The 21,036-nt window shown below is 43.1% G+C and carries 8 protein-coding genes; all 8 read right to left on the bottom strand.

Translation table 11 applies throughout. From position 1 onward, the window contains the following. Window positions 1-74 precede the first annotated feature (74 nt). Window positions 75-3,776 carry a glycoside hydrolase family 2 TIM barrel-domain containing protein gene (locus tag I2I13_RS13560; RefSeq protein WP_195649711.1) on the bottom strand — a complete coding sequence of 1,234 codons (3,702 nt, stop codon included), beginning with the start codon at window positions 3,774-3,776 and terminating at the stop codon, window positions 75-77. A 479-nt stretch (window positions 3,777-4,255) separates the two neighbouring features. Then, complete coding sequence (locus I2I13_RS13555) at window positions 4,256-6,961, bottom strand: hypothetical protein (RefSeq protein WP_195649710.1); 2,706 nt, start codon at window positions 6,959-6,961, stop codon at window positions 4,256-4,258. A 44-nt stretch (window positions 6,962-7,005) separates the two neighbouring features. Then, window positions 7,006-8,835 carry a DUF5010 domain-containing protein gene (locus tag I2I13_RS13550; protein WP_148364646.1) on the bottom strand — a complete coding sequence of 610 codons (1,830 nt, stop codon included), beginning with the start codon at window positions 8,833-8,835 and terminating at the stop codon, window positions 7,006-7,008. A 29-nt stretch (window positions 8,836-8,864) separates the two neighbouring features. Further along, entirely contained in the window at window positions 8,865-10,226 is a 1,362-nt protein-coding gene (locus tag I2I13_RS13545) for a glycoside hydrolase family 99-like domain-containing protein (RefSeq protein WP_148364647.1), read from the bottom strand. Between the two features lie 22 nt (window positions 10,227-10,248). Then, window positions 10,249-12,237 carry a SusD/RagB family nutrient-binding outer membrane lipoprotein gene (locus I2I13_RS13540; protein WP_148364648.1) on the bottom strand — a complete coding sequence of 663 codons (1,989 nt, stop codon included), beginning with the start codon at window positions 12,235-12,237 and terminating at the stop codon, window positions 10,249-10,251. An 11-nt stretch (window positions 12,238-12,248) separates the two neighbouring features. Then, window positions 12,249-15,527: a SusC/RagA family TonB-linked outer membrane protein gene (locus tag I2I13_RS13535; RefSeq protein ID WP_148364649.1), complete on the bottom strand. Its 3,279-nt coding sequence runs from the start codon at window positions 15,525-15,527 to the stop codon at window positions 12,249-12,251. Window positions 15,528-15,983: 456 nt separating this feature from the next. Then, entirely contained in the window at window positions 15,984-18,569 is a 2,586-nt protein-coding gene (locus I2I13_RS13530) for a hypothetical protein (RefSeq protein WP_195649709.1), read from the bottom strand. 197 nt (window positions 18,570-18,766) lie between these two features. Next, window positions 18,767-21,028: a GH92 family glycosyl hydrolase gene (locus tag I2I13_RS13525; RefSeq protein ID WP_195649708.1), complete on the bottom strand. Its 2,262-nt coding sequence runs from the start codon at window positions 21,026-21,028 to the stop codon at window positions 18,767-18,769. Window positions 21,029-21,036: the final 8 nt, after the last annotated feature.

Genomic DNA, 21,036 nt, shown 5'->3' with positions numbered 1-21,036 from the left:
GTAAGAGGGAGTTTATTCATTCAAAACCTTTCGGACATTTGTCCTCTCTTTTATTTCTGTTTTCTACCTTATTCCTATTTGTTGGTAGTCAGGCAATTAATCATATTCACTACTAACTTACCAGCTACCGGATCTGTCGTTGCCTTTTCCGTACACATGGTAGAGATCATTGCTTCTCCCTTTCCGTCAGCTATTTGTAACATCGTCAGTCCACGCATAGATTCTATTCGTTCGATGCGGTCTTCCGGTTTTCCACCATCAATGTAAGCATGAATTTTCATCTGTCCTGCCAGTTCCGTCACGTTCTTGTGGCGATGGACTTTCAGAGTAGCGGTACATGCTTGCGGAATTTCCCGTTTATTGTTGTTGAAATAGCGTAATTCCAATACATCGATGTCATTGAACACCGGAGCATCATTGCGTTCCATAATTACGATATCGCCTTCTGTCGGGATAATCCAGCCCGTGATATATTCAGGATATATAGCTTTGACGGCTTCCTTACTGTTGAGGAAGAGTAGCTTTCCACCTTTTGACTGATAAGCACGGATCAGCTCCTTTTCTTCGTCAGTGCAGGCTGTCAGACCGGAGATAACGCAAAGGTCAGCTTTCAGTTTGCTGTTGAGCAATTCTTTTATGGAAGAAATCGGTTGATAATTGATGTTCAGGAAGTCAAATACCATTTTCGTGTTATCTTTATCCAATAATACAATCTTTTTGTTTGGGTCTACCTGACCTACATTCCACTCTTTATTAGTGAGCAACAACTCATATTCATTGGCAGAAATTGGCAGACCGTTCTCTGTGAGTCTTAATACCAGTTTGGCTTTTGTCTTGTCGGCAGGCAGATTGGCCGGCAACTGAATATCAGGTTCGGCATAGTATCGCGCATAATGTTTCACAGCCGGAATCTTTTCACTGCCGCTTGCCAGGCACTTTCCGCTTTCATCTTGTATTTCCCAGCGAAGCAGGGACGGTTGCAGATCCGTACCGTCTTCACGGTCATTGACCACATAGATGCGTGTAGGCAGTTTCTCACCTGCGTACAAGTTGCGTCCCCACAATTCTGCACTAACCAATACAGGTTGTAAAGCCCGTTTCAAAGCATAGTAGGTGGGGTACGGTTCAATGTTCTGATAATCGTATGTCTGACGGAACCATGTCATCAATGCAAAGTGCATAATACCCGAAGCCTGGTCGTTGGAGCGACGAAGCGTTTCGGCCAGTTCACCCGTGATGAATGCTTGTACTTTCAGGAAGGAAGCCGGGTCTGCCCAGTCATAAGATTCATAACCGATCAGTGTATAAGGATTTTGGTGGATGAGCTGATAGGAGCGGGTAGGATGCCCCGTTTCATTATTGGGATAACCTGTAGACATCTCCTGACTGATAAGCGGACGGTCGGTTACCTTGAACTGTTTTTGGAATTCTCCATTGAAGAAACGGAAAACCGAGTAGTCATACCAATTGTAATAACCGTGCATATCGTCAATGTCGCCATCATCGATGCTGCTCATAAAGTCAGCACCGAATTTCTTATCCTTGCCTTTGGCCTGATAGTTGGAGTCGAAGCAGATAGGACGGGTAGGGTCGATGCGACGCATCTCTTTCACTACATCCGAAATAATACGGTATTTCTCTTTGGCACGTTCCAGATTGCTGTCATTGTCGTAGAACTTCATTTCATTGTTCACTGTCCAGAAGAGCAGTGAAGGGTGATTGCGATATTTTTTCAGCAATCCTAAAAACTCGTTACGCCATATTTCAATCAGACGCTGGTCTGGAATTGGAGTGGAATGAATCATCAACCACGACCATGTGCCTTCGAATGAAACACCGATACCGTTACGGTCGGCAGCTGTCATCCAGCGTTTGTTCCACGGAGTGGTGTGTGTACGGGTTACGTCGATGTTTCCGGCTTTCATCAGTTGCATGAAAGTATTGGCCAGATTTTCATCATTAGGTGCCAGTGCGAAAGGAATGTGGTTTCCGCCGCGCAACCAGTATTTATTACCGTTCAGGTAGAAAAGTCCGTCTTTCACCTCAAAAGTACGGAATCCGGAAGTTTCTGTCAGACAGTCCAGTTCTGTTCCTTTATCTGCTACCAGGCGGAATTTGAAATCGTACAGGTTGGGATGCTGCGGTGTCCATAAGCGAGGTTTCAAATCGCTGATCGTATAGGTTTCCATGCGCTCTTCATCTGCATTGAGATTCAGTTTCCGTATGGATAATCCCGAATAGAGTACAGCACCGGTTTCTTTGTCGATGATATCCGTATAAAGGTCGAACTGTTTCTTTTTACTACCATGGTTCTTTAGGGTTACATCGAAGGTAGCGCCATTCAGGGTCGGTTTGATAAAGACATCTTCCACTTTTGCGGGGTCGGTAATCGTCAGCTTTACCGGTTGCCAGATTCCGGCAGGTTCGTCACCATAAAAACCATGAGGAATTTCTTTCAGCAGAGCATCTTTGTTCACTTCCACTTTGGCATCTTCCTGCTCACTTTCACGTACGGAAGAATAGAAGAAATCGATGGCATTTGCCGATTCCGATGCGCTTCCATCCATTTTGCGTGTCACTTTTACGGTAATCAGGTTCTTACCGGGTTTCAGCAAATGGCTGCCGTCTACCTGAATTTCACCGAACATGCCGAGATGTGAAGTGGCTAATGTTCCGTTGATATAGATTTCGGCAATTTTGGAGACCGCGTCGAAGGTCAGTGTCATATTTTTGCCTTCCACATTGGCAGGCAGTTCCAGCCATTGACGGTACCAGGCATATTTCACCCGGCGATAATCGAATGTATAGTTTTCACAGCGGTCGGTTTCCTGTTGGTAGTAGGTGTCCGACACACCTTTGGGTTGTGCACCGGTAGGAGAGGGCATCGTTTCGCCATGCAGCCAGATACGGATTGGTGTCCAGAAGTTAGGAACGGACATGATGTGCCAGTCCTGGTCGTTCGTTTGTACCGAAACAGCCTTATCCTTGTTGTCCAGTTGATAGTCGGGCATAAAGAGCCAGTTGCCATCCAGCGTGATGTCTGTGCGGCTGCCGGTGAGCGCTGCCAGTTTGGCGGAAGTATAGGAAGCCCGTTCCTGGCGGCGTTTGTTTTCTTTCTCCGCAGGAGTGGCCTTCTTTTGATATTCTGCCACTTTCACGTTTTTCAGTGCATCGTCTGCCATCGGAGTAACGGTGAGGTCATCAAATTCAGTTTCTATCCATCCTCCACCCAGAGCAACTTCACCTGATGGTACCAGGTCGGCATTCTTGTCTACAAGATCAATATGTGGTTGTTTCTCGTCGTTGAGGAATATGCGGATACGGTTGCCGCAAACTTCTACTTTTACACGATACCACTCTCCCGGTACAGGATGGAAACCTAACGGGCGGACTCCCATAAATTCGTCCGTACCCATATATCCGGTGCGCATCAGGTAAAGATCATCTTGCAGTCCGCCTTTGATACCTACCACATAACGGTCGAAACGGTTGTAATTGCGGAAGCTCGCCCATATCTGCACCTGTTCGGCATTTTTAGGGGCACGGGCTTTGAAAGAAAAGGAGTAGTTTTTCCATTCGGGATGACCGAATACGGCATAAGCGCCTTTCGAACGGAATACATTGTCGGCAATACTGCATGTTCCCCGACCCACCACTTTCAATGTTTCTCCGGCATTGGAGAAGTCGTTTGTCCATGTAGCATTGCTTTGTGCTTGTCCGTTCATGCAGAGGACGCTGCACGCACAAGCCAGAAATACTTTGCTGATTCTATTCATGATATTACAAGTTAATAATAATTTTGGTATAAAAGTACGGTTCGACAATAAATATTAGAATGAAGTACCGCTTAATGTACACTTAATATGTGCTTAATTGTCTTTGCTCTTGTTTTTCGTTGATTAATTTTGTATCTTTATAGGTTTCTCTTTCTTTTTAAATTGCTGTTCACCTTATAAGGTGACATTTGTCTTACTATAAGATGACTATGGTCCCGTTGCAATATGACAACTATGCCGTTGCATAAACTCCTCTAGTTTTATGCATAGAAAATCCTAAATCTATGCACAGAAAAAACTAAATCTCTGCATTGAAAAACTAAATGTTGCAATGAATTTGACATAAATGCCATGTGAAAAATAAAAAGAACCATGCCAAAAAACGAAGATTACAAGCTTACGATTTAGTGGCATGGCTATTTATAGATTAGTTTTTGTTCAATATCATAACGATACTCTATTATGAATAGGTTCCGGAATTATCCTTCGATGATTCTGAAGAACATATTCTGACTGGAGTAGTCGCTGATAAAGGTAAACTTGAATTGGAAGTTAGTAGTGGTCGGAACAATTTTCAATGTGAAAGATTGTTCTTCGCTGTTTACGTCCAATGTGCTACTCGTTTCATTTCCTTGTGGCTCTAAAACCAAAGAATAGTTTTGTTTGCAGAAATATTTCTTGCAATAGTCAGTCATCACAATCTTGTTTCCGGCAGAGTCATATTTCAGCAATACAGGCAACTTGGTACCAGTAAGACCGGTCGGACCGCCATATACGTCCCAAGAACAACCATTCGTCCAGAAAGCATGATTCTTAAAATAGTTCCCCAAGTAGTATTTCTTGCCTACTTCCAAGTCTGCCATTTTTGTCTTCGTGTCATCACCGGTGATTTCAGAAACTTTAATTTCATAGTCTTTGCTTACAACTCCTGTTGCATTCGGTTGTTTATCACTACCCATGTAAATTGTATGCTCTCCCGGTTGGCGTACAGGGTCTTTGATGTACCACTGTTCATTACCTTCGGATTTCACCTCTCCCTTTCCGGCATTGAATGTCCACGAGAACTTGAGGCCGTTGTCAGCTTCATTCATTTCATTGATCTTCTTGTCATTGAAATTAAGCTGGAATAACTGCATGTGCGGGCTGTTACGAACCAGTGTGAGTGTGTAATTGGCAGCATCCCATATTACATTATTGGCATCCCATCTTTCTTTTACTTTTGTATTCTGATCGTTTTTGTTCAACGTGATGGTGAATTCTGCATCGGCAGGTTTGAAGTTATATAACGTTTTGCGCAGATCCACATTAGTAAAGTGATAACCTTCCGTTTCATCATATACACCCGGAATTGTATATCTTTCGCCCAAACGTATGGACGGTGTTTCATTGTTGATACCAGCCTTACCGTAAATCATGATATTCAATTCAGGTTTCTTTGTCGGAGCTTCTACTACGTACTTCGAAGTTACATTACCTATATACAATCCCACTTCTTTTTCATTGAGTGTGAAAGCTGCTTTGTCTGTCCCCTCGTCATTCATAGCGAACAGGTTAGCACCATCTATACCTTCAGTTTGAGGACCTACCAATAGATAATTAGCCTTTTGAGCCGCATCATAGTAAAGACATACTTCACCATTAGCCAACTCGGTTTCTTGTGTAATCGTTGCGAGATTTGTAGTCATAGGGATTGTTTCCCAGCTGCCACCGTTAAGTTGAGTACCCAGTTTCCATGCTTTAGATGCAGTAACACCCATATTTTCCAATGTGGTTTGAGCATTGTGCACTTTGATGACTTTGGTACCTTTATAAAGACTTTCGATATTGCTCAACAGTTCTGTTACACCTGTCAGTCCAATACCATTTTTAGCAGTCGATTCATCTTGTGAGTAAATCAATACTTCTTTAGAGAATTCTTCTTCGGCAACAGTATAAGTCACTTTCACTTTACCTGATTTGTTGGCAGCTTTAGCGGTTAACACACCTTTATCTGTTACTTCGAATGTGTTATTTGGGTTCTCTGTCAACTCATAAGTTGTTTCAATAGCCAATTCACCGAATCCCAGTTCGTCTACAAACTTCACTTCTCCGCTTTCGCCGAATCCCCAGCCTATTGTTTTAGCAAGGTCGAGACTTTCGGTGCTGATGAATTTCAGAGATTCCGAGTCCTGATAAAGCGTACGTGTTTCACGATAAGCAAACAGACCGTTGCTGGCGCTGTAAGAAGTCGGTTTCACTACGAAATAATTGGAACTGGTAGTGGTCTTGTCCAATGTGATTTCCAACACTGCACCGTAGTATGGAGCTGTCATGTTGCTTGGAGTCAGTTCTACGGTCAGGAGGCCGTTTTCGTCCAGTTTCTTATTGGTATTTACCAACAGTTGAGGCACTTCCGCACGTGTCAGTTTCAATTCGTGGATATCCGCGCACTGGAAGTCTGCTTCGGACAAGTCGATGTCTTTAGGCAGAATCTTGAACTTGGCGGTAGCTGTATGGGCAGTAACCACTTTACCTAGTTTGTTAGTATAGCTGGCTGCTTCCAGGAACTCGTCTTCCTCAAAAACAAATTGTTTTTGGAAGAGGATAGAGCTGATACCGCTGAAACCACCGCCCTGTACGGGGAGGATATAGTTTTCACCGTAGATATAGACAGAGAGCGTCTTATTCTCTTTGTTCTCTGCCAGAATCGGAGTGTCTTTATCAGCTGTGATGGTGGTTTGCACCAGTCCTTCTGTTTTTTGGATGTAGATGTAACCGTTACTCTTGTCGTAGTATAACTGGTCTTTATCTGTTCCGGGGATTTCCTGTTCAGTGCCGAATGTCAACACCTTGTACCAGCCTGCACCTTTGTCTTTGGTGTATCTCCATGTACCTTCTTCCACCTTGAACTGGTAGAAAGGAGTCGCTTTATTGGAAGCCTGTACATATAATTCGTCTCCGTTGCTTAATACAATTGTGTATTGTGATTGGTCTTCACTGGGATACCAGCTCTGTACTGTCAGATTGGCGTTCAATGCAGCCTCAATCTTTTCTTTGAATCTATCCATGTCAGATTCAACCGTGCTGATACGGTTGTTCAGTCCTTCAATATCCGAGTCGTAATCCTTACAGGAAACAACTCCTGTTCCTAATGAAAACAACAGTGCTCCATAGAGAAAACTGTTTAATACTCTTTTGTTCATCATAGGTAAATTTTTAGTTTGATAAATATTTCATTTTTCTTGTTTCTTTATTTCTCTGCGATAATCTCTGCATAATTCAGGCTGATGTCACCTTCGGTCACTATCAGGTTGAAGTCGGCATATCCACGTGCATCGCGAGAATAAACTGCTATTTCGACTTCTTCCCATGTACTGCCTGTTGCGGGGAGGCTTACGCTTTTTGTCATTGTATCGCCAATCTGGCAACGTACGCTGGCAGCACCATTGCTGGAATAGCGGAAATGGATAGTTGATTTTCCGGTTCTGAAAGGGAGTTCTTTCCATTTCAGTGTGTTCAGACCACCGGAAGTGAGGTTGGTATGCCAACCACCGTTATACTTCGTGTCGTTGCAATATTTTACTGCTCCCTGTTCGGGAGCATTGTTCATTTCCACTTCCGTCAGAGATGTTTCTATCTTGCTGCCGGAAACAGTGCCTTGGTAACAGTAGTCACAAGCTTCAGCTTCCAGTTTCTGTCTGGTCGGGAAAGGATGATTGCTATACTTACGGAGCAGGTTGATGCGCTGGTTGGGATAATCGTAATAGATCTTGTCCGAACTACGCCACCATGCAGCGTTTTCTGCAAGGTCGGTAAATCCTTCAAGGAATACCAGATCAGGCTTCTTGGATAGGAAAGATTCCATCATCTTGGTTGCATAACGGCCGTGGTCGGCATCTATAAATTGCCAGTTCGGACGAGCTAGATCACCTTGTACGAATCCCGGACATCCGCTGCCTACGCTGAAACCTTTGAAGTTGTAAGCGGAAATATAGGTGTTGTAGAGCAAGTTTTCGTTATATACGTCCTCTGCCATATCCATTGTAGGAACGGCAAACCAGTTGTGAATACCATCCAGATAGGGGCAGTCCACCAGTGAGTAGTCCCGGTCAGTCCATTCGCGTTGGATGATGAGGAACGGACGTACGCCAAATGTGGTGTTGAAGTCGTCGCTGATACACTTCAGAATATAACTCAACTTTCCATGATAGGCATCTGATTTCGTTTCGTCAAGTCCGGTCGTACTTTTGTACTTTACCGGGTCTTTCTTCATCAGTTCGCTAAGATAACTGTCCTGTAGGAATCCATTGGGGTTCCAGAATAGGATGACAGGGCGTCCGTCTATCTCAAACCAATAGTCACGCGGAACATTTTCGAACGATGGTTTCAGGTTGGCATCCCAGATGTAGTAATATATCTCTTTGCGGAAATCGTTGTTTGCACCTTTCATATCTTCTTTCTCAGGGTCGAGGAAGAGTAGCGGATAGTGTGAACCCTCTACGCGGCTACCATTTTTGAACGGTTTGTTGTCGTATCCGTATCCTTTATGTGCATTGCGTGCAGCCGACCATGAGGCAGGGGTATCATCAAAGATAGCGATCTTGAATTCATGTTCCACACCTTTGCGTTTGATAGCTGCCATCAAGTCATGGAGTTTGTCGGGGCGACCGTGGTCTATATCAGGATTTGCTTCACCACGACAGTTCATGGCAACATAATCCTGACCACTGTAAGCGATTTCTTCTACGAAGTTGTCCCACCAGTCGGCTTCGGTAATTGGACCGGGATATGCTTTGTCATCTTGTGCTTCGGGATAAGCAGAAGCTACGTAACGGCAGAATAATGAACGGTTGTGCATAGTAGAAACGTCAGTGAACGGCTTGTCCATCTTTTGGCGCAAGTTGCCTTCGAATCCAGCCAATGTACCTATTTTATAGGAACGTACAATTTCTTGTTCCGTTCCCTGTCCACCTTCAGAGCCGGGACCGTCGGGCCCGTCATTCGGATTGTCATCAGAGCATGTCCAGCAGAAAGCCCCCAAACCTAGCAGACATATGTATTTCCAATATTTATTTCTCATATTCTTTTTATCATTAAAGAGTTAACATTTTAGTTCTTCTTGAATTGCTGGCGGGTGATTTCCAGATATGTTCTTCCATATCCGTTGCCATAATTTTCTACTGTCGGCTCGATGAATGAGTCGAAATTATATTTGTTGTAAGAGTCAACCAGAATCAGACGGTTGCGTCCGGCATTCATCTTGGCTACGTTACACATGGTACGATATGTGGCAGGGTCTTTTTTTACAATCGGTGAGTTACCGATAGAACCGCGACCATCCTGCACCAGCTTGTTCCAAGCCGGACCAACAGTAGGAACGAACTCCATGCTTCCGTCGCCAAATGCTGGTAATGCAGTCTCACGGTTGTACTTCCAGTTCTGGTCTATCATTTGCGGATACATATAAGAGCGGCTCATTTCCGACTGGTCGTACATATTACGGCTGGCTACAGCGTCTACGCAGCCTTCCATGTAAAAGTATTGGTAACGCATCTGGTTGCACCATACATCGGCACTTTCCACCATGATGTAGATGTCGTAGCCGGTAGCTTCTTTCACAGCTTTCCGGATGCCATCGTACATGGCTTTGGATTCTTGTGCATAGATTTCACCAGTCTTATTTTTAATGTAAACCACCGGACGCGTGCCACCGATTTTGTAGTAGCGGTCGTCAGAGAAGTAACAGCCGATTTTGCTGAAGAAGTTGTTCAGCAGTTGTTGGCGGGTGTATGTGATACCATCATATACCTTTCCGGCTGCAGTCTCGATACAATTGGTTGAAGATAGTGTAGGAGGCAGGTCGACGATGTTGTTCCAGTTAACACTAACCACAATTTTCATCGTTTTCAAGTCGACGAAGTCTATACCCGGTTGTCCCATGTGTGGCATCGGAAGGCGTTTGCCGCCTCTGCCAGAGCGTCCCAACATCAAGGTGATGAACAGAGAGTCACCTTGATTAATTTCGGTACCGGGTCCTTTACCCAAATCTGCTCCTGCTTCGGGCAGAATGATAAAGTCTGCCCCAGCTTCGATGCAATCGTCCACGTGTTGTTGTATCATTGGAATCATACGGTAACTTTGACTTCCTGCATCCGGCTGTAAATAGCCGTCTTTTTGTGATTCGGGCATTACTTGCGGTGTCAGGTTATTATAGTCATTCTTTGCACTCAATTCCTTATCGGTCAGCGTCAGAAGCTCCCAGCGGGTGAAGTTGGGATCACCGTTCGGCCTGGTGGTAATATCATTCCCTTTGTAGTAGAAAATGCCAACCTGATAATCTTCGGTGACAGGAATTTCCGGAATTTCGTAGTTCAAGAAGTAGTCATCGATGTTCGGACCCTCTTCTTTGTTGCATCCCGCAAGAAGTAATAAAGCGGCAGAGCACCCCGTAATGTATTTCATTAGTTTCATAACTGTCTTTCTTTTTATTTTATTATTTATTATCTTCTATGCGTACAAACTTGATACTTGCCGCTAAGCGTTCTTCTCCTTGTAGGGAAGCATACTCGGGATAGTCTTCCAATACGTTTTCGACAAATTCTTCAATGGTGTCTCCATACCAATGAGCTACCATTTCGTTATTATACATTAACTGACCGCCTTTCCAACGTTCATATAGACCTTCTTGATTGTATGGTCCGCCGATACCCAATGGAGTAAAGAAATTATCATTATAGTTTCCGTCGGAACGAGGTACCAGTGAAGTGGATTGTAGCATACGGCAGGCTTCCCGGTAATAGTTCATGTTCCAGTTACGTTCGTCTGTAGGATATTGCAAACGTTCGGGAACCGGATCGAATTGATTGGCCCCGTAGGTCCCGTAATTGTTCGGAGTTCCGTTATAGAAAATAGGAGGATATTTCATCACACGTGTTCTGCGTTCCAGTGTCCAACCGGCAAATCCGTTGAAGTAGTCGGCGATGTAACGTTGTTTCCATACTTGTTCCAGATTGTTTTTATAACCGCCTTTTCCGTTGATATCGGCTTTGTAGAAGGCACGGTAGTCACGACATCCCAGTCCGTTGGTGTTCCATTTGACTCCGTTACGTTCTATGTATTCGGAGATTCCGGCAGTAACACTATATTCGTTCATGGAAGCAGTAATACCGTTGTAGTAATATTGTTCAGCACTCTGCGGCAATGCAACATTCACACCCCATTCATCTTTACGTAATTGGATTTCGGCAAGCATGAAGTTTACGTCCGCCCATGTCAACAGTTTCACCATAGCATCCTGTTTGATGAAATCGCGCTGAATCAGAGCATATGTGTAGCCTTCAATACTTACGGAAGCGGTTGAATAAAGGCTCTGAAGGTTGTTGTTGTGTTCATCCTTGCCGACAATCCATCCACTCGGTGTTTGTTTCAGCTCGAAGCGGGGTAGGAAAGGTATTCTGTATGAAACTTGTACGTATTTCTGTTCTGCTTCCGACCATAGGGAGTCTCTTACTACGGCACGGTAATCACCCGTTTCATTGATACGGGATGTTTGCGCATATCTGCTCAAACGGGGATCTTTGTAAGAGCGCATATAACAGAAGAAGTATTCGTTCATTGCCGGGTAAGTCAGCCCGCCTATTTCTGTCTCCAGCTTGGTGCCCAGATCGAATTCTTTCAGGATACGGTTGTAATATAAGGAAACGTCGGCATTGGGGTCAGTACCATAGCGTCCTGCTGCATTGTCATTGTTGGAGCTGAATAAGTAGTTGCGGTTGGTTTCGTTCAACGCTTTTTCAATTTGCTCACGTGCCATAGAGATAGCTTCAGGGCTTTTTTTCATGTTCATCATGCGGATAGCCACGTCCAGACGCAAGGAGTTGGCAAATTTACGCCATTTTTCAATGTCACTGTCACCACTGGCAGAAGGATAGAAAGGATCTTTCAGCATTTTGGGTCCGTTCGGGTCGAAAGTTTCTACTGCTTGATCCAGCCAACGGAGGATTTGCATATATGCTTCAGCTTCACTGTTATAGTAATATACGTTTCCATAAGTCTCTTTACAAGCTGCGTCCATAGGTATCGGTCCCCAAGTGCCTGTCAGTACGGAGTAGAGGTAGGCTTTCCAGGTAATCAGTATTGCCCAATAATTTCTATCGGTGTCCTGAGCGTATTTATCTTCCATAATAGCTACATCACCCAATACTTTCTTATAGAAGTTATAGAATCTGTCACCTACATTGTCTGAACTTTGCGGGCTGGTCCAGGAAACCACGTAGCGTGCCATATAGGCGTAATAGTTATAATTCATTTCGGATAATACGTCCAGAGACTTGTAGATAGTGCCTGGAAATATTTTCTGAATATCAATCTCATCCAGATATAGTTTGTTGGGGTTCTGGTTAGTTGCGTCGAAACTATCTACGCAAGATGTTGCCAATCCCAACAGAGCTGCGGTACATAATGTATATAAATACTTTTTCATTGTCATCGCTGTTAAAAAGTTATTTTAAAATCGAAACCGTAACTGGAAGTCGGTAAGTTGAAACCTCGTTCCAAACCTTGTTGGATTCCCATGGAAGAAGTTGCTTCCGGATCTATCCCCTTAGGTGTTTTCTGGTGGAGAATAGCTACATTTCTGCCTACGGCTGAAATTCTCATAGATTGTATGAAACCTATCTTTCTTAACCAATTCTTAGGAATATTATATCCTAAGGAAATCTCTTTCAGTTTTACATAAGAGGCGTCATACAGGTACAGCTCACCGTTTTTGCCACTATCATTAGTCCAATAGTCTATTGGTTTAATCCATGCCTGGCAAGGCTGTCCCGCTAGTCCCGGTACGGAACTGTCATAAACGGCTCCGGGGATATTCATGCCTTTCGGGCGGGAAGCATCCATATAAATATTGTTTTTGCCGGAAGGTACATATTTTGAATCCAGAATACCGAGATAGCCCGTCTGGTCACCTTCGTTGAGAATCATATCAGCAAATAAATGTTCTGTACGTCCGCCCAGTGACATGATAGATTGTGCATTTCGGGAAGATTGGAAGGCAGTCTCCGACCATACGTGTCCACCCATACGAATGTCGAGCATGGCAGAAAAAGACAAGTCTTTCCAACGGAGAGAAGTACGGATACTACCCGTCCATTTCGGTTCTACGCTGGCGAGGAATTTGGCTTCACCTGACAGGGGACGACCGTTGGCTCCCACCAATACTTGTCCTTCATCATTGGTTTTCCATGGCTCACGGCAATAAAGACTTACCAACGGCTCACCTTTCACGATACGTAATTCTACACTGTTTTGAACGGTAGTCAGTGTCATGTAGTCCATTCCGTTTGCCAGTGAAACTACTTCTGAGTTGTTTTTCGCCCAGTTGATGTCTACTTTCCATTCCCAATCTTTATTTCTAAAAGGAACGACTCCCAATGTCACTTCATATCCCCAGTTCTTTACTTCACCGGCATTGAACAAGGCTTCTCCATATCCGCTTACACCGTTGATGGTGGAAGTCAAAATTTGGTTTTTGGTATTCTTATTATAATAAGTGAAACTAAAGGAAGCGCGGTCTTGCAGGAAGCGCAGATCTAATCCCGTTTCGAATGAAGTGGTACTTTCCGGTTTCAATGTGTTGGTTTTCCGTTTGTTTTCACTTTCGAACCACGCCATGTCCCCCAGATAAGAAGTGTTATAACTGAATCCATTTAGCAACTGGTCGAAACCGGTATCATTACCTACTTTGGCATAAGAACCACGGAACTTGGCATACGATAGCCAATCTTTTGGAATGCTTTTTACCAACTCCGTCAGTACGAAACTGACGCCGTAGGAGGAATAGAAATAAGAACGGTTGTCAGAAGGTAAGGCAGATGACCAGTCGTTACGTCCGGTAACATCCAGATAAATGAAATCTTTATAACCTACACTGACTGTTCCATAGATTGCTTGCTTTTTCTTTGCATTATATTCCGGCCATGATTTGATAGTGGCGCCATTATTGGTAAGAGAAATAAAGTCGGAGGTAGCCAATGTTCCGACTTCCGAGTTTTGTTTCTTAAACAGGAAATCCTGCGAATTGGCACCCACGCTGGCGGATATATTGAAGTCTTTCCAGGTCTTGTTGTAAGAAAGCATAGCCTCATAAGTATAGTTACGAGCTTTCTCTGTGAACTCTTTGTAAAATCCGTCGGCATCCCCCGGAGTGTACATATTGCGGAATTCATACCCCTCTTTCATATTCAGGTCGAGAGCGGCCTTCAAACGCAGCTTCAGATCTTTGGTCAGTTTGTAGTTTACTGTTACATCGGCCAGTAACCATTCTTTCTTGTCTTGGTTGGAAAGCTCGTTCAGCATCCATACCGGACTTTTAAATTGAAGGGCGGTCGGTTTTCCGTTTTCATCTTTCCAAGGATACATTTCCTGTATGGAAAGGTCACGGGGCATATCCATCAGTGTATAGATAGGGTTACGGTCTGAATTGTTACGATAAGAGCGGTTGTTGACATGCTCATGTGTATAGCGTCCATTCAGATCGACATCCAATGACTTTGTCAACTTCACATTGGAACGTACATTGAATGCGTTACGGGTAAGTTTGTTCAACCCTTCCAGTACGTCGTCGCTTCGCAGGTTGGTAAAGCCGATACGGGTAGAGACATGTTCGGTGGCCCGTTCTATAGAAACACTGTTTGTCCAGGAGTAAGCAGTCTGGTACATAGAGGTTGTATTTTCCGGAGTAGGAACATAGGCTTTGAGTTCTCCGTTGCGTCCTACTACCTGAAAGCCTAACATAGGCATACCCCATGAACGGGAATTATCGTAACCTTCCATTCGTTGGATGCCATAAGGCATATTTGGATCATAAGGAACCTTTACGTCACCATTGAATGAGTTGGCTTTGTTATTTTCAAAACGGTTGATGTGCCCACCGCCATAGATATTCTGATAGATAGGGTATTGTGAAAATTCTGTGAATTGTACATTTGTAGAGTACGTAATCCCCAGACCACTTTTTTGACCGGCTTTTTTGGTCGTAATCAATATAGCACCATTAGCGGCATCCGAACCGTAGAGTGCGGATGCGTTGGCCCCTTTCAAAACTACGATATTTTCAATGTCGTCGGGATTGATACTGTTAGCGGGGTTACCGTAATCGATTTCACCACCAGTCACATCATTTATAATAGGTACACCGTCGATTACGTAGAGTGGTTGGTTGTTGCCGGAAATGGAATTGGCACCACGGATACGTACTGTGGCTGAACCGGCAGCACCATTTGATATCACTTGCAGACCAGCTACTTTACCAGCCAGCATATTTACAAATCCGGCATCCCGGTTTTCGGTCATGCCTTCTATGTCCATTTTCTGGAAGGCGGTAGACAGAGATTTTTCATCGCGACGTAAGTCCATAGCTGTTACTACTGTCTGTTCCAACATTACAGCATCTTCATCCAACGTCACATTCAATACATTCTTTCCTTTTACTATATTGAATGATTTGGTTTTAAAACCAATATAGGAGAATTTCAATACAGCACCGTTTTCAGGAACTTGAATAGAATACTTGCCATCAAGATCGGTTATTACACCTTTTGTTCCGCCCACTATCACTACATTGGCACCGATAATAGGCTCACCTTGTGTGTCGGTCACTGTTCCTTTTACTGTCCGGTTTTGTGCTTGCACTACCGAAACGCTGAACAGCATTAAAATAAAAATGAGACTTCTTTCATAGCATCTCATGTACTGAGAAAATCGTTGTTTCATGTTTTTCATGAATTTATTTATGAATAATCACTAAATTAAGAATTAATCGGATGAGAGAGCCTGAATTCGTTTTAAGGTTCGTCATTCGAATCAGATTAAGGTGTTCTTTCTTCTTTCATAATAATATTATATTTTTTAAGATTAATTTTCAGCAAAAGAACTATAAGACGATAAAAAAAGAGGGGTGTTCGCGATTAATTGGGAATTAAAAAACAATTAAATGTGAATTAAGTCTTTTTTTTCTTATAATCATTCACAAATAGGTGCTGTTTTTCTTGGTATTGGATGAAAACAATGTAACGGGCTATAAAATATTACTGGAATTATTCGCGTTTGTAATAAAGAAAGTATAGAATCTCCCCCTCTTTCCTCCATCTTGATATGTATCGGTGGTTTAAGGAGAGGGGGAGGTTTGTTTTATAGAATAATTAATTAAGAAGCAATTGTCGGCCGGACTTATAAGTCGGCAAATGGGATTTTGTAGCTTTCACCCATCGAGTCGTGATATTCTTTGCAGAAACGATCATATAGGTTTCGAGCTATACCTTTTTTCCCTTGTGCGGCCAGTACTGCACATTTAGCAGCCAGAGCCTCCTCATTGAGCGGGTCATGCAGGAACATGATGTCGGCAAGGCGGATAATCATATCCTGATGATTCCGGCTGATTTCAATATCCAGCAAATTTTTTAATAAGTCAATAGAATGACTGGAATAGGCATCTTTAAAATCGTCCAGCCAATCAACAATGGTATTGGGTAATAAAGGACCATATAGCAATAACTCTAAAATTCTATTGAGCAATTCTTCACTTTTCACTTGTTCGAATTGTTTGGTACATGCAAGTAATGTGTGGTAATCGCAAAAAACATTTGTTCCCCATTTTATACGCAAGAAATTGTTTTCTATCATTACTTCCATATCTCCGATACTTTCCAACAATACCCGTAGCTTGCGCAGATTTACATTACGGTTATTGCGGGCGGCTGTTTCTTCTTTTTCCGGCCATAGTATTTCCGTTGTTTTGGAAGTTAGGATGCCTTGGGCATTTTTTTCTGTATAAAGTATCAGCAGAATAAGCAAGTGTTTCAGACGGGGGGTAAAATTGGATGTGATGTCATTTCCATTTTTATCGCGTACATTGAAACAGCCCAACAAAGAAATAGATGCACGGCTACGGTCATAATAATTGATCGTTTTTGTGAAAACGGATTCCGTGTCTTGTATTCTTTCTTTTTTCGGTATGATTCTGGATTCAGACATTCCTGGTTGTTTGAGGCTGTCTTCAGTTGTTGCAGTGGGAGTTTCTTCTATAATCCTCCCGGCTGCAGATGCTTTTTTCTTTTTACTGCTGTATTTGAAACGGTAGAATACTAAACCGACCAATGCAAGTAGCAGTAAGACTCCGGCGGTATAGAAATGCCATCGGCTGTTAGCGCTTTCTTCAACTGTTGACTGCCGGATATCCATTTCATTTACGAGAGGCATATTGATGGCGTAAATAGCCACATCATGTGTGTGGTTACTTAGTATTTTATCTAATACTAAGAATAACTTTCCATGTGACGGAGAAGTATAAAGACTGAAGTCACAATCCTGATAAGTTGATTCGTTATAAATGGGCTTGGAAACTTCCGTATAGACGGAATCTTTCATTGAAATCTTCCATAACACACCTCCTTTATTTGTCGAAACAGCATAAAAGGAACTATCCGATGGCTCGAAATACATGGAAGAGGCCATTATCGTACCATCTTCTTTGGGATTATTTTGTTGCCAGACTATACGTGACTGCTTATTTTTCAGATTGATGGAGCATAATCCCCAATAATAATGGCTACTCAACTCTTGTTTGCCATACTTGTTTCCTCTACCGCCGAAGATATATAATTCATCGCCCACTAGAGCCATAGCTGCCGAATAACGGGGGTAGAGGGGACGTTCGTATTCTATTTGTTCCACTTTGTTAGTACCGGATTTCATCCGGTAAAGATCGTTGCGGTATTGGTAGAAACCATAACCTCCGAAAAAGTAGAAACAAGAGTCTGCCGGATTAAAAGTTTTGGCATGATTATAATTGGTGGCTTCTTCTGTGTTGCGTATCTCATTACTCCATTTTTCTGTGTCAAATGAGAAACTGGAAATTATGCCTTTCTTGGGATAATAAGACACAAGCTTATTGCTTAAAGTATCATATAAGAGATGATTGGGGAATTCTACAGCCGGATAGCCTCCACGCACTATCACTTCGTTCTGCAAAACTCCATTCTCGTCTAAGATTTCGATTGATTGGGATTTGACTAAATAAAATAAGGCCTCACGGGCATTGAAGGCCACGTTCAGTTTTCCCGGAATTTTAGCCTGATGAACAAGTTTCCATTCGATATGATTGTCTATTAACCATAAGGGATGGACAGCACGTGCCACAGCTCTTTCTATTTCATCATAACAGACATTATCATTATGCTTCCACAACTTCCATTCACGTATCTGTTTTCCATCTTGTATGATGGTTATATTTCTAAGATTTATTGGAGCTACATCTGCCAGATAGTTTTGCATTTGTCCGAATAAAGCGGTAACACTTTTCACTCCTTGTAAGGGAGCCATAGCTGATATTTTCTTGTTATCGTAATCTATTTCTATGACATTATCCTTCAAACGCAAGTGCAAAGAAACATCCAGCCATTTTTCTCGTTCTATGGGGCTGTTAATGTTGACGATGCCTTCATTGAGAACCAACGCTGGAAAATGTCTTTCTTCACCTGCGACAAATGAAAAACGGATATATTGATTGGTGTTTGTATGCAGATGGAGAATAGAGCCGAAGTCATGCTCATTGACACGTACATACATTTGAAAAGAAATCGTGAAATCGTTTTTTATAGAGAAAGGTTGGTTATCATCCAAGTACAAGGTTGTTCTCTCAATTCCAGCTACTGCATGGGATTTGAGAGAAAGTCCATAATCATACAAAGAAGATGCGTCCACTTTACCTACCATGCAAAGCAGGACGAAGAGCAAAATTTGTAGTTGATATTTCATAGTACTTTATTTATAGTGCAAAAATACAAAAAACTGTATGATATCCCCAAGAATCAGAATTTATTTATAAGGCAATACTTTCAAACTACCGTTTGTTATTACGATCATACGTTTAATGAAATATGAAGATGTCCCAAAATAGAATGTAGGAAATGAAAATTCTATTTTGCGACATCTTCATATAAATCGGGCAGTACTTATTTGGCTTTTGCTGAAGGAGGAACGGCATTGTCTTCGCTGCCCCATGCTTTATTAGGTTTATTGCCCATTGTCAGTACTAATTTACCTCCGTTTTTCAAATCGTCATGGCTGAACCAGGGTTTTTCCCATTTTTGACCGTTCAGTGTAGCCGATTGGATGTACTTATTTTCGTCGGAAGCATTCTGGGCTTCGATTTCAAATACGGAACCGTTGCTGAGTATTATTTTTGTATTTGTGAAAAGTGGACTTCCGATATTGTAGATTGGTAAGCCCGGAGTGACAGGATAAAAACCCAATGAAGAGAAAACAACAAATGAAGTCATACCTCCGCCATCTTCGTCCCCAGGTATTCCCATGAGGTCATTACGGAACCATGTTTTCAGCATCTGACGGATACGCTTCTGCGTTTTCCAGGGTTGACCTGCATAATTGTAGAGATAAGGTATGTGTAATGATGGCTCATTTGCCATAGAAAACTGCCCGACATTACCCGTGTGGTCAGGTAGTTTTGAATAGAATTCATATTTACTGCGTCCCAGCGGTTCACTGAAAGTACGGTCGAGATTGGAGATGAACTGCTCTTTTCCTCCCATTAGGTTGATGAGGTCGGCCACATTGTGAGGTACATCCCAACGGTAAACCCAACCATTGTTCTCTCCATAATATTCGCGGGCGCCCATACCACCGGAATAACGGTAATCGAACGGTGTAATCCACTTGCCTTCCTTATCTTTCGGGTGGAAGAAACCGGTCTCTTTATTGAAGATATTCCGATAGTTGTAAGAGCATTGCAGATAGTGGGCGGCTTCGTCTTTCTTACCCAATAATTCTGCGATACGAGAAAGACACCATTGGTCGTAGCTGGTTCCTAATGTGACAGCGACAGGTTGACGCTTTTCGAAAGGGTGTACATTCGGATCTGTTTCCTTTTCATCCGGGCGAAGGGCGGGGATATATCCGTTTTCGCGGTAGAAGTTGTCCAACCATCCGGCAGCGGCTCCCGACCAGGGCGCAAGAGTTTTTTCTTCCATTCCTTTCCGGCACGCTTCATAGGCTTTCACCGCATTTATGTTCAGTCCTTTAGCCAGAGCGTCGGCTATGGTGGCAACGGCATGATTGGAGTTCATGCGGCGTGAGTCACCTGTAACTTCAGGGAAGGTAGGCATCCACATTGTTCCCATCTGTTCCGCCATTAACAGGAAAGAAGCAATGATGTCTTCTTCTTTTTTGGTGTCGATCAATATACGAAGTGGATGTGCCGCACGGTATGTGTCCCAAATCCAGTCATCGTTATAGAAAGGCGTACCGTTGTCATCATGTACCTTGCCGTCAAAAGCACTAAAGTAACGGCCACCGGCTTCACTCATGCAGATAGGGCGCTCGAAAGTACGGTAGAATGAAGAGTATAATACAGTCTTGTCATCTTCTGTTCCTCCTTCCACTTTGATACGTCCTAGAGTTTCGTTCCAGATTTGGCGTCCTGCTTTTGCCAGGTTTTTTATATTGTAGTCTTTCAGTTCATTACGCATATTCTTTTCTGCTTGTTCTTCACTGATGAAAGATATGCCGTAACGAAGACTGACTGTTGTTGTACCATCGGCAAAACGCCATGCTGCACAAGCATTGATGCCTTCCGCATTGTCTTTGCTGGCTTCGATGACTCCGTCTTTTAAGATGCCAGTGCTTACCGGTTTTTCCTGTGGTTCGATGTATACGTACACATTGGTGTTGGCACTTAATTGCTGATGCCCGCTGATAAAGTTTTCGCCTACATGAATCGAACCATTACGGGAGTTTATAATGATATAGGCAGGTTTGTCTGCCTCAAATGTGATCCGGTAGAGAGCCGACTGATGGGAAAGGGCATATTCTGCTTTCATGCTGTTGTCGTTCAGGTCTACTTGATACGAGTAAGGCGTGATATGTTCGTTATCGTAGTTGTAGGTTATGATCGGACGAAGCTCTTTTCCCTGATAAGGACTAAGGTTGAACGCGGAACGTTCCCGGTGATTGGTGACAATCAACGGCAGCCCGTTTAACAATTCGGTGGTATAATCCGCACGTTCGGGATAGACACGAAGCATACTGTTTGGTAATTGAATGGTCGGAAACGTGGGAACTAGCAGATGGCTGATATTCCCTATGTATGGATTGACATAGTCGACCGGTGTCCGGTTAGTGGTTTGTGATTGCTCTCTATTACATCCGCTTAACATTGCAGCAACTGTGATCGTAGCAAAGAAATGTAAGATTCTCATGGTACTTT

Origin of the sequence: Bacteroides sp. D55t1_190419_B8, assembly GCF_015558905.1 — a bacterium.
Lineage (GTDB): Bacteria > Bacteroidota > Bacteroidia > Bacteroidales > Bacteroidaceae > Bacteroides > Bacteroides vicugnae.
This window is presented reverse-complemented; position numbering and strand designations above follow the sequence as displayed.

Bases quoted from the DNA above. Each gene is read 5' to 3' on its own strand.
- I2I13_RS13535 (WP_148364649.1), bottom strand. From the start codon at position 15,527: ATGAAACAACGATTTTCTCAGTACATGAGATGCTATGAAAGAAGTCTC.
- I2I13_RS13545 (WP_148364647.1), bottom strand. From the start codon at position 10,226: ATGAAACTAATGAAATACATTACGGGGTGCTCTGCCGCTTTATTACTT.
- I2I13_RS13525 (WP_195649708.1), bottom strand. From the start codon at position 21,028: ATGAGAATCTTACATTTCTTTGCTACGATCACAGTTGCTGCAATGTTA.
- I2I13_RS13555 (WP_195649710.1), bottom strand. From the start codon at position 6,961: ATGATGAACAAAAGAGTATTAAACAGTTTTCTCTATGGAGCACTGTTG.
- I2I13_RS13560 (WP_195649711.1), bottom strand. From the start codon at position 3,776: ATGAATAGAATCAGCAAAGTATTTCTGGCTTGTGCGTGCAGCGTCCTC.
- I2I13_RS13550 (WP_148364646.1), bottom strand. From the start codon at position 8,835: ATGAGAAATAAATATTGGAAATACATATGTCTGCTAGGTTTGGGGGCT.
- I2I13_RS13540 (WP_148364648.1), bottom strand. From the start codon at position 12,237: ATGAAAAAGTATTTATATACATTATGTACCGCAGCTCTGTTGGGATTG.
- I2I13_RS13530 (WP_195649709.1), bottom strand. From the start codon at position 18,569: ATGAAATATCAACTACAAATTTTGCTCTTCGTCCTGCTTTGCATGGTA.